The sequence below is a fragment of the Shewanella abyssi genome (genome assembly GCF_023284025.1).
Classification (GTDB): domain Bacteria; phylum Pseudomonadota; class Gammaproteobacteria; order Enterobacterales; family Shewanellaceae; genus Shewanella; species Shewanella abyssi.
The window spans coordinates 167814-177194 of sequence record NZ_JAKIKR010000002.1 but is presented as its reverse complement, the minus strand read 5'-3'; the positions used below and the strand labels follow the sequence as shown (position 1 = coordinate 177194).

The window sequence follows — 9381 nt, the reverse complement described above, 5'->3', positions numbered from 1 at the left end:
ATACGACAATGTATCGTAGGCGTAAGATGAGGTCACTGAACTGGTTGAAGTAGCCCCTCTTGTTACTATAAAGCCACCAGGATCATTTGGGGTGAATGAGTCTATGTCACCAGCAAAAAACATAGCGTTTTGGACGTATTTATCTTTTAACACCGGATGAGTAGCACTATCATCTATAATGTGTAGATAAAAACCTCGGCTAGTTCCGACTAGGTACCACTTCGACGTAAAAGTAGCAAATCTAAGGCCATAATAAGGGGTGGCTTTATTAAAAGTATCAAACGCTGTCATATCCATGCCCCCCCTAACGATCATCTCGCCACTGTTTGCATTGTTATTTGAGTTAAGCTGAAAATACCCACCGCTACCATCTTCGGTTGAATTTCTAAATGCAACTTTCAAGTTGGCTGGATCATCAAAAGCTAGTGACCAGCCTAACCCCTCTTTTTCACCATAACCTTCAATCAAACATTTTTTTAAAAGACTGATAATATCGGACATCCGGGTATCCCTTACCACTGTAGGAGCCCCCTCATCATCCCAACGATAAATTCTGGCTGGTAATCCCATGTTTAAAATCCTTATTTTAATTAACTAAATTAGACTGACTATTAAATGTTTCTATGATTCATTTCCACGGAACGAAAGTACCGCTTTATCGGTGGTAACTTGGCTATGGCCTGCTTGCACCGTTCTTAATGCCATTACCGGCTGAGCTGAGGCAATCGTTTCAAACCGCAGCGCTTCGCCTGCACTCCAGCCGCCCCCAAATGCAGCAGCGCGAATGATAAAGAACGGGCTGTTAGTCAGTGGGTTAATCGGGGCAAAGTCATTTATGGTGTCGCCTGTGGCTATCTGTCCAATACGTTGACCAATGCATCTAAACGCACTTTCTGAGGTGAACAGCAATACCCACTCTTCGTTGACGGCGGTGTCATTGCTGACTTCAATTGGAAAATCGACGCTGTTGAGACTTCCCGTTGCGGGTGCGCCGTCTAACGCCCAATTGTTAGACCAGGCGGTCATATCGCGAACGGGACCAACTCGGGCTTGCAAGTCGCCTAAAATCTGCACGCTGGCCACGGTCGAGTTGATTGGGTACTCTTGAGTTAACTCGTTTGAAAGCAGTAATTCAGCATCGTTAACCACGGCGACCAAGGCCAATTCGCCAATGGTATCGCTGAGGACAAATGGCGCGGTAAAACCGCTAAAGTCACTGTTTAACGTTACAATGCCCGCCTCTTTGTTTACCGTGAAATGTTCATCGGTTGGCGTCCAAAGGCTAGCGCCATTGGCATCGGTAATATCAGTAAAACGCGCCCCTGCACGAATGTTTTTGCTTTGCCCTACTGCAGGGGCTGAAATGGGTTGGTATTGAGTATGCTGCAGCGCAACCGTTCCCCATTGCCGGAAAATATCAACAATGCCCTCATTGGGGATACGCAGCGGATTTAAACCATAAATTTCGGCAGGCGGTAACTGGCGATATTGCTCGGTAATGTCATAGCGCAAGGTCGTTAAGTCCACAGCGTTAGTAAAAAGCAGCTCAACTAAGCCGTTGGTGATGGTGCCGCTAATACCTGCGCCAGTCACTACGCCGTTGCTATCGGCACTCGCGCTAACAATGGCCCTATCTGATATGCGCTCAACTTGCAGATAGAAGGTGTTTAACTTGGGTTCGTTTGCTGAAAGTTGAAATGATACTGTGGTGTCACCTGCGGCCACTACGCTACTAGACTCAACTAACCCCGCATAAGTCAGCGTGAACGTGCCACGGCTAACATTGTGCTTAGTGATATCACCTGTGATGTAATCGACTGTGGCTAACAGCTCAACGCCATCGTATAGCTTGCCTGTAGTCTCACCTGCGCGCTCAAACACCTCTTGGCTTGGATAGTTACTGTCATCGAACACCACCGCGCCTTTAATGGTACCAACCGTTAATTGTTTATCACCGGGGAACGCTGCACTGCTTTGGTAAATCCCGTAACGGTAAGATGATTTGTAACGCAGAGTGATATTGTCGTTAATGTGCGTATGAGCAAATGAAGTAAGCGTGACTGTAATGTTCCCCACGCCGATGGTGACGGATTGCACTTGATTCGAACTTCTAAAGCTCCCTGTAGGCAGTAATGAAATAGCGATAAAGTCATCAGGATCATCTAATACATCAGGGGTGGTAAATACGTAACTAAAAGTGCCCTCGATACTCGGTTGGGTTAGCGTTTTATCAAACACTTGGCTGGCTGTAAGATCACCGCCATCTTCACTACCGCCTGTGATGGTATTACCCGGCTTAGGGACTTCGGTTGTGATAGCGGGTAACAGTGACGCTTTCGTGCTATCAACCGCCACGCTTTTAGCCGAGGCCGCTGCCGTTAGTCTTGCTACACCGTGAAATACCAACGGTGAAACAGCATTAACAAAGCGCAATTTAGTACAGCGACTTTCACCGTTCACGCCTTGGTTTGGATCTGGGGTGACAAAAGGGATAGCAGGCTCAAAGCGAACGCCTCCCGAGTGACTGGCTGTGCTGGCTGTTGCTGACACCACTTTGCAAAAATGCGTTTTACGTGGCCATTCACCCACTTCATTACCTGAATATTCAACACTGATCGCGATAACAGTACCGGGGCTTAATGTGGTGGTTTTCCAATATTCACGGCCATTAAACAAGGTGCTTGATTGCAAATAGTCGGCTGAGAACGAATTTTGATTAAGCAAAAAACCCGGTCCACCATCACGAATTAATCGACCACTGGTCACGCCTGACTCAATGATCTCTTTCATGTCAGTCATTCTATCGGCGTCTGTTAGCAAGTCAGATTCAACCAACATTAACGACACCAGCGGATCAGTTGGCGGCTCGCTAATAAAGATATGGCCATCAAGCAAGGTGCTGGTGTTGTTAGTATCGAGCGCCGGATAACACTTGGCGATATCGATAGCCGATTGTGCATGGTCAATATCAGAGATTGCGCTAAACAGTTCATTGAGCTTGCCTGATTCAATCGCATTTTTAGTGCGTAAGCCGCCAGCCTCATCGCTTGAACCAAGCAGTTCGGGCTTAAACACTTTTAAATCGTTACGGGTAATTGTCATTTAAATACTCTTTAAACAGTGATTAATTTCAGGGTAATAGCATCTATTTGCTCAGGTGCTTCATCGCTATAGTTAATTGTTGGCGTGCCACTTATAGCCTGCTCGCTGTAGTCCCACATAACGCTTAATGCAGTGCCATTAATGTCGAGATTAAAGCTGCTAGCACCTGCTGTATTAGCATGAGCCTCTAGCATTTTAAATAGGCTCAGAGATTCAGCATCGCTGTATAACACCACGGGCCGCGCCGCTTGCTTACTCGCCACTTCAACATGCTGCGAACCATCTAATGCAAATTCACGGCGACTCACAAAAGAGGAATAACCAAAGCGGTTTAGCCAAACAAAATGAGGCAGTTCAATGGTGTCGAAAGTGATCATGAGGTGGCCTTTATCTGTTCTAACTCGCTAAATAGCAGCTGCTTAAACTCATCAAGCAGATCAGCTTTCATCACATTTCCCGATGGCATCACCAATTCAAGGCGCACTGTCTCAACGCGGGTCGTGCTCACTGTGGTTACGGTATTACGTGTGCTGACGGTAGGGGTCGGTACGACTGCTTTAGCTGTGCTGGTATCGCTGCTGGTTGATTGCTCTTGCTGGCGACGTTCGGCGGCCTCGGCATCTATCTGCTTAAGCTTGGTTTGATAAATGTCTTTACTCAGGCGCAGCGCTTCTTGGACACTGGTGATGGCAGTTTTATCCTCGGCTGTTTTTGCCGCATCAAGCTGGGCTTGTAGCTCTGCCTGTTGCTGCTCATAGCGGCGTTTCTCGATAGCAGTTTGATTATTATTAAGCTGATCTAGCTCATCCTTAAGGCTATTAACGGTACCGTTAATATCGTCACGCAGATCTAAGATACGATTACGGGTGGCATCAATGGCCGTTTGTAATGGTTTAAGTTCTTCATCGCCCAATTCGCGAATTTGCGCAGTAGCATAACGACTGATCTCATTGACCCGTGCAAGAGTAATGCTTGAGCTTTCAAGTTCATCAGTCCAGCTACGGATCGCCAAGGTTTCGCTAATAATCTGATTTTCACGAACAAAGGCTTGGTTGTTCATCTCAGCAAGTACCTGCCAAAATCCAGTACTTACCTGCATATTGCGCGCGATCATCGTGGTTAACTGATCTTGCCGCTCTCTAAGCTTTTCTGTGGAATCAGCAGCGAAATCAAACTGTTTGTTAAGGTGCTGATAGGCGTCTGCATACAGGTTCACATACTCTGTGGCGCGGCCAGTGGCCTTTTCCAACGCTTCGAGTTCTTCTTTTTGCTCTGCAAGTGTTTTATTGGTCTTTTTTACCTGAACATCTATCTCTTGCTCACCATCCTCCAACCCGCCCAATAGGCGTTGCAGAATACGTAAGACTTCGATGATGCGCTCTTTCTGCTTTAAATACTCTTCAGCCGTTAACGCACCATTCTTGTAAGCATCATCCAAACGCAGTAACTCTTTCGATACTGCCTCATACTTGGCTTTCAGTTGAATATAATTGGCCGACTCTAACGCTTGTACTTCGGTGAGCTGTTTAGTCTGCTCACTAAGTTGCCCTTGGAGTTGAGCAAGATCCTTTTGTGCTTTTGCCTTCTCTTTGCTCGATGCCGTCGAGCTGTTCATCACATCTCGACATTGTTTAAGCCGCGTCTCAGTCGTCTTTAATTCTTTTGATAGTTTGGCTTGTTCAGGTGATAGGGCTTTAACACTGTCTTGGTAGCCATATTGTTTGGCAATCAGGATATCAAGCTCTTTAGACATCCCTAACATTGCGGCCTCAGCCTTTAATGTTTCAGGCACCACAGACCCTGTCGCCTCAGCAGCATCAACGGCTGCCGTTGCCCAGGCAATAAAGGCATCCTTTTGCTGCTCAATCGGTTCACGAAAGTTTTTAATCAGATTAAAGGCGACTTCGGCTTTAGCGCTAGTCTCTTGCAGAGCCTGACTGCTGGTGAGCCCCAGCTCTTTATAAGCCAGCTTTAGCGCATCAGTGCCTTTTGCTGTGGCGTCTAAATAGACTTGCTGTTGCTCGAACTTATCACGCAGTTCAGTGAGTAATTTAACGTGCGCAGCGTACTCATCGCCTGCTGCCTGCAGTGGTGCAATGGCCGCATCGATTTGGCGGATAAAGCCGCCCATACCGCCTTTTACACCATCCAGTGATTTAGTCTGCTCACTTAAGGTCAGCGTGAGGCGTAGCGCTTCATTAATGGTTAACCGCATCGGCTCAACCACTTCAACCGCCGCTTGGGTGACTTGCTCCAAAGCTCTGGCGGCATTTTTCCATTTACCGCTAGCATCATCGTAAGTTAATAGGCCATCCTCAACTGCCTGGTTAAACTCGGCCATGGTGGTGAAGGCGATGCCCGTTTGCTCACTTAAATCCAGCAAGGCGGCTTCAAGTTGCTTAGCGCTGTTAGCCGCTTCACGTTTTGACTTTGCTAAGGCTTCTTCGGCAAGTAGTAAGTCTTGGTAAACGGTGGCGAGCTGGATCAGTTCAGCAATGAGTGCTAAATACAGACCCGCTCGGGCGGCAGCTGCCAGCGCCACTTTGAGTTTTCCTGCGGCCAAGGTAGCGGTTTGTGACGCCCCAGCAGTACCCGCTATGGCTCCGCTATAAAGCTTTAATGCACCAATCGCCGCATTAGCGCCTGTTACCACATGGCTAAAGTAGCTACCCACTTTTAAGGCCAGCCAAGCTTTGGCCACAAAACCGATTTCATCACGGTAGTGATATAAGGTTTCAGCGCCATCTTTTACTGCTGAGCCAATGCTGACAATAGTGTCACTGATTTTTTGTGCCCACTCTTTGAGTCGACCATCGGCGGCCATGGCGGCAAACTCACTATTGAGATCGCCTATTTGACCTTTGAGCCAATCGAGTGCGCCAGAGCGCGCAATCAAGTCATAGAAGTTACTCATGTTGTCTTTCAGGTTAGACACTTGGCCACTGAGTAGTGCCATTTGCGCGGCGGCGCTACCATCACTGGCACGGCCCATCTCGTCGATTAGCGCTTGGATCACATCGCGACCCAACTTGCCTTGCTCACTCATCTTTTGCAGCTCTTGAGTGTTTTTGCCCGTCACCTTGGCGAGCATGTCCCACACGGGTACGCCGCGCTCGATGAGCTGCAAGATCTCTTCACCTTGTAACTTTTGTTTTGCCCAGGCTTGACCCAAGGCTAAGGTGATCCCCTCAACCTCCTGAAAGCCGCCGCCGAGTTTAAACGCCTGGTCTACAATCGCTTTCATCGAGCCGTTCATGGGATCGAGACCAAACGCTTTGGCCTTAACAAACGCTTTGTTGACTTCACTCAGCTGCAACGGCACATCAGTCGCAAACTGCTTTACCCAGGCGGTGGCTTGTTTGCCCGATTCAAAGCTGCCCATCACCGCCTGCATCTGTACGCCTAAGCGCTCAAACTGATCGCCGGTGGCAAACACATCTTTAACCGCTTGAGCCACGCGGTCTAAGCCAAAATATGCCCCCGCTAAGGCCGTGACTTGGCCAACCACGCCGCGCAGTGATGCAGCATTGTTTTTTGCCTGTGCATCACCACGGGCGAGCTGGCTGGCAAACTTGTCGACCTTACGGCCAGAGCCATCGAGCTGCGCACCCAACTTTCGTTGAGCCGTGGTGAGGTTGTTGTAATCAACGCCTGATTTAGACAGCGCATTTTGCAGCTTGGTGTGGCTAGCCGTTTGCTTAGCTAGCTCAGATTGCATCTGCTCAAGCTCTTTTTCGGCAGTGTCTATTGAGCGCGCAAGCTCTACAAAAGGGGCATCAGTCTCACTGGCACGCTGTTTTAAGTCTTGTAGGCCAAGCGCCACAGCGGTCAGCGCAAGCTCTTGCTGTTCTAACTCATTGCGCGACTTTTTAAAGCTATTAATCAGATCTTGTTGGTTGGCGAGGCCATCGAGTTCACTGGCCAGCGCTGCCGCTTTAGGGTTAGCCACATCAGACTCTTGGCCGACGCGTGTTAACTCATCAACCAAGGCTTGAATGTCTTGCTTGCCTGTGGACTCGGCCACGATGCGCAGCGCTAACTCTAAGGTTTTATCGGCCATTGCTTACTCGTTATGTTATGGGTATTAGGTTGGTAATAAATAAGTATTAAATAGGCTTTAAACGCAGTTTAAAGTGATGCTAAAGGGCAAGATGATTAATCACTGCCCTTTAGCTAAGCCTGTTAAAAAAGTCCGTTTAAAACTGCAGAATTAAGCAGTGGGCGCGTCTAACTCGGCATACTCAAATGGATGGTCTTTGCCTGTCACTAATTGAGCCTTACCCGCTAACGTGGCACTGACAAACTCACTGGCGGCAAGGTCCAATGCCGCCGTTGGTGACAAGCTGGCATCGAAGATATCGAGCTTGATAGGTTTACCCGTCTCTAAGTTGGTGCCTTCGCCGAAGATCCGCGCTCGCACCTGGGCATTAATGCCGCCCTTAACTAAGGTGCCGCTAATGGCATTGTGTTGACCTGTGACTAGCACATCGCCACCCGCTTCAACCGCGCCACCTTTTACCGCTCGCACTAGGCCAAGGGCATAGTTGACCTCAAAATCAGTGCCCAACACCAAAGTAGCGGCATCTTTTTTCACTGCAAAACCGACAACGGCAAAGTTAGATTTAGGTAACTGCGCCCAACGTTGATCCGTCGGTAGTGTTAAGGCTTCATCGGTTAAGGTGCCGCTGCCTTCGTTAATCACTTGGGTGTCACCGAGCAACGCCATGGCGATAAGCTCTGCTGGTTGGTCGTCGAACATCCATTCAACTTCTACAGGCTTAGCGATTTTCACCACGCTTAGTGCCTGGCCATAGTTGGCTTTCTTTTTACTAGCACGGACTTTTTCATCAGCGTCGGTTTTTACTGCCAATTTGGTGGTGTTAATGGGACCAATGATCCCTGTTGATTGCCCTTGGGCATTTAATCGGTCAACAAAGAAGTTGCCTGCTACTAATAAGCCACTCATAAATATTTCCTCAATTCGCTAATAGGTTGGGGTTAAAACGTAACTGCACAGTAAACGCTAACGGGTAGTAACCATGGCTCTTACTGAAACGCGGTTTGATTGGGCTATTGGTGCGTAAAAACGGGCCGAGCGTTTGGCCGTTCACTGCAATAGTTTTGCCTGCTATAGCCCGTAAAGACTGGGTTAGCAATTCACCCGCACTACGCTCATGTATTGATAATCGGCATGCCAGCACTACCAGCCAGGTTTGTTTTATCTGGGTTGTGGTGCCGCCTTGGGCTGTATCGGGTAAGGCGTCACCCACATACAATAAGTGGGCTGCGGGGGTGATCTGACTGCGCTCATCAACATCACTTAACTCATTTGCCTGATAGACCTTTTTTAAGGTCTTATTGGCGAGTAACGGGGTTAATAGTTCAGTTAACGCATCCCCCGCCACTAAGTAGTCATCTTTAATATCAAACATCAGATAAACCCCTTAGATGAACGGCGGCCAAACACGCTGCCCGCGCTTTCAATCATCACGGTTAACTCACTTTGCTCAACACTTTCCCCGCTACCATCCAGCCCTAAACTAATATCGCCCTTGCTGACCGAGGTTAAGAACTTCACCACCGCTTGATAGCGCTTTTCGACCTGCTCGGGCGCACGGTCGCCATACAAAAAGTAACGGCCAATATCGCAGCAGTTACGCTCAAGCACGGTCGGCACCGTCACTAATGGCAAGGTATAGCGGCCAACAATGTAGCCATCAATCTCGGCGCTGGCATCGATGAGCGCTTGTGATAACAAAGCGAGATTAATTTCACCTGGCACGCTGTCGACGCGTTCGGTCAACAAGATAAGATCTTGCTCGCCAAAGCGGCTAAGCATGTTGTCGGTGCTGGCATACATCACTTGAGCCATGGTTATTCACCACTCTCTTTGTTAGCCTGGTATTCACTCCATAGCGTGTCGCGCTCACTGGCGGTGATTGCTTTGGCCATTAGCGCTTCAAGCGCCGCACATTGGGGTTTACCGCCTGCTGTAAAGTGATCACGGTTATTACTGTCTAACTTGGCAATCGCTTCAGCAAAACTTAATGCCTTAACACCGTCTGAAAGCTCCACACTCCCCGTCGTTGGTGCCACATCAGCCTGTGATACCCGTAAACGTTTGTCAGCCTTAAACGCTGCAATTTGTTGATCCGACAAATCGGCCAGCGGTAGAGGGTTGTCACCTTTAGTAAGCGCCACACCCGCACGGCGGTAGCCAGAGTGCGCCATACAGACCACCAGCAGGACTTGAGTTGTTGATACAGATTTAGCCATTTC

7 protein-coding genes and 1 pseudogene are annotated in these 9381 nt (G+C 48.6%); all 8 read right to left on the bottom strand.

What is annotated here, in order from left to right:
• Positions 1-570, bottom strand: a pseudogene (locus tag L2755_RS02315) (hypothetical protein); the annotation flags it as partial.
• A gap of 51 nt (positions 571-621) precedes the next feature.
• The gene (locus L2755_RS02310; RefSeq protein ID WP_248979139.1) at positions 622-3102 is read right to left on the bottom strand and encodes a hypothetical protein; all 2481 of its coding nucleotides are present in this window, start codon (positions 3100-3102) and stop codon (positions 622-624) included.
• 11 nt (positions 3103-3113) lie between these two features.
• Positions 3114-3479, bottom strand: a complete 366-nt coding sequence (locus L2755_RS02305) for a hypothetical protein (RefSeq protein WP_248979138.1) — start codon at positions 3477-3479, stop codon at positions 3114-3116.
• A complete protein-coding gene (locus L2755_RS02300) occupies positions 3476-7162 on the bottom strand; it encodes a tape measure protein (protein WP_248979137.1) in 3687 nt (1228 codons plus the stop codon). The genes L2755_RS02305 and L2755_RS02300 overlap by 4 nt, the downstream gene beginning before the upstream one ends.
• A 150-nt stretch (positions 7163-7312) precedes the next feature.
• Positions 7313-8068: a phage tail tube protein gene (locus L2755_RS02295; protein ID WP_248979136.1), complete on the bottom strand. Its 756-nt coding sequence runs from the start codon at positions 8066-8068 to the stop codon at positions 7313-7315.
• Positions 8069-8078: 10 nt separating this feature from the next.
• Positions 8079-8534 (bottom strand): phage tail terminator protein, encoded by a 456-nt coding sequence (locus tag L2755_RS02290; protein WP_248979135.1) that lies wholly within the window; start codon positions 8532-8534, stop codon positions 8079-8081.
• Complete coding sequence (locus L2755_RS02285) at positions 8534-8974, bottom strand: gp436 family protein (protein WP_248979134.1); 441 nt, start codon at positions 8972-8974, stop codon at positions 8534-8536. The genes L2755_RS02290 and L2755_RS02285 overlap by 1 nt, the downstream gene beginning before the upstream one ends.
• A gap of 2 nt (positions 8975-8976) precedes the next feature.
• Positions 8977-9378: an HI1506-related protein gene (locus L2755_RS02280; RefSeq protein WP_248979133.1), complete on the bottom strand. Its 402-nt coding sequence runs from the start codon at positions 9376-9378 to the stop codon at positions 8977-8979.
• Positions 9379-9381: the final 3 nt, after the last annotated feature.

What these genes read in the sequence shown, in the direction of transcription:
- L2755_RS02310 (WP_248979139.1), bottom strand. Translation starts at nt 3,102, where the DNA reads ATGACAATTACCCGTAACGATTTAAAAGTGTTTAAGCCCGAACTGCTT.
- L2755_RS02305 (WP_248979138.1), bottom strand. Translation starts at nt 3,479, where the DNA reads ATGATCACTTTCGACACCATTGAACTGCCTCATTTTGTTTGGCTAAAC.
- L2755_RS02300 (WP_248979137.1), bottom strand. Translation starts at nt 7,162, where the DNA reads ATGGCCGATAAAACCTTAGAGTTAGCGCTGCGCATCGTGGCCGAGTCC.
- L2755_RS02295 (WP_248979136.1), bottom strand. Translation starts at nt 8,068, where the DNA reads ATGAGTGGCTTATTAGTAGCAGGCAACTTCTTTGTTGACCGATTAAAT.
- L2755_RS02290 (WP_248979135.1), bottom strand. Translation starts at nt 8,534, where the DNA reads ATGTTTGATATTAAAGATGACTACTTAGTGGCGGGGGATGCGTTAACT.
- L2755_RS02285 (WP_248979134.1), bottom strand. Translation starts at nt 8,974, where the DNA reads ATGGCTCAAGTGATGTATGCCAGCACCGACAACATGCTTAGCCGCTTT.
- L2755_RS02280 (WP_248979133.1), bottom strand. Translation starts at nt 9,378, where the DNA reads ATGGCTAAATCTGTATCAACAACTCAAGTCCTGCTGGTGGTCTGTATG.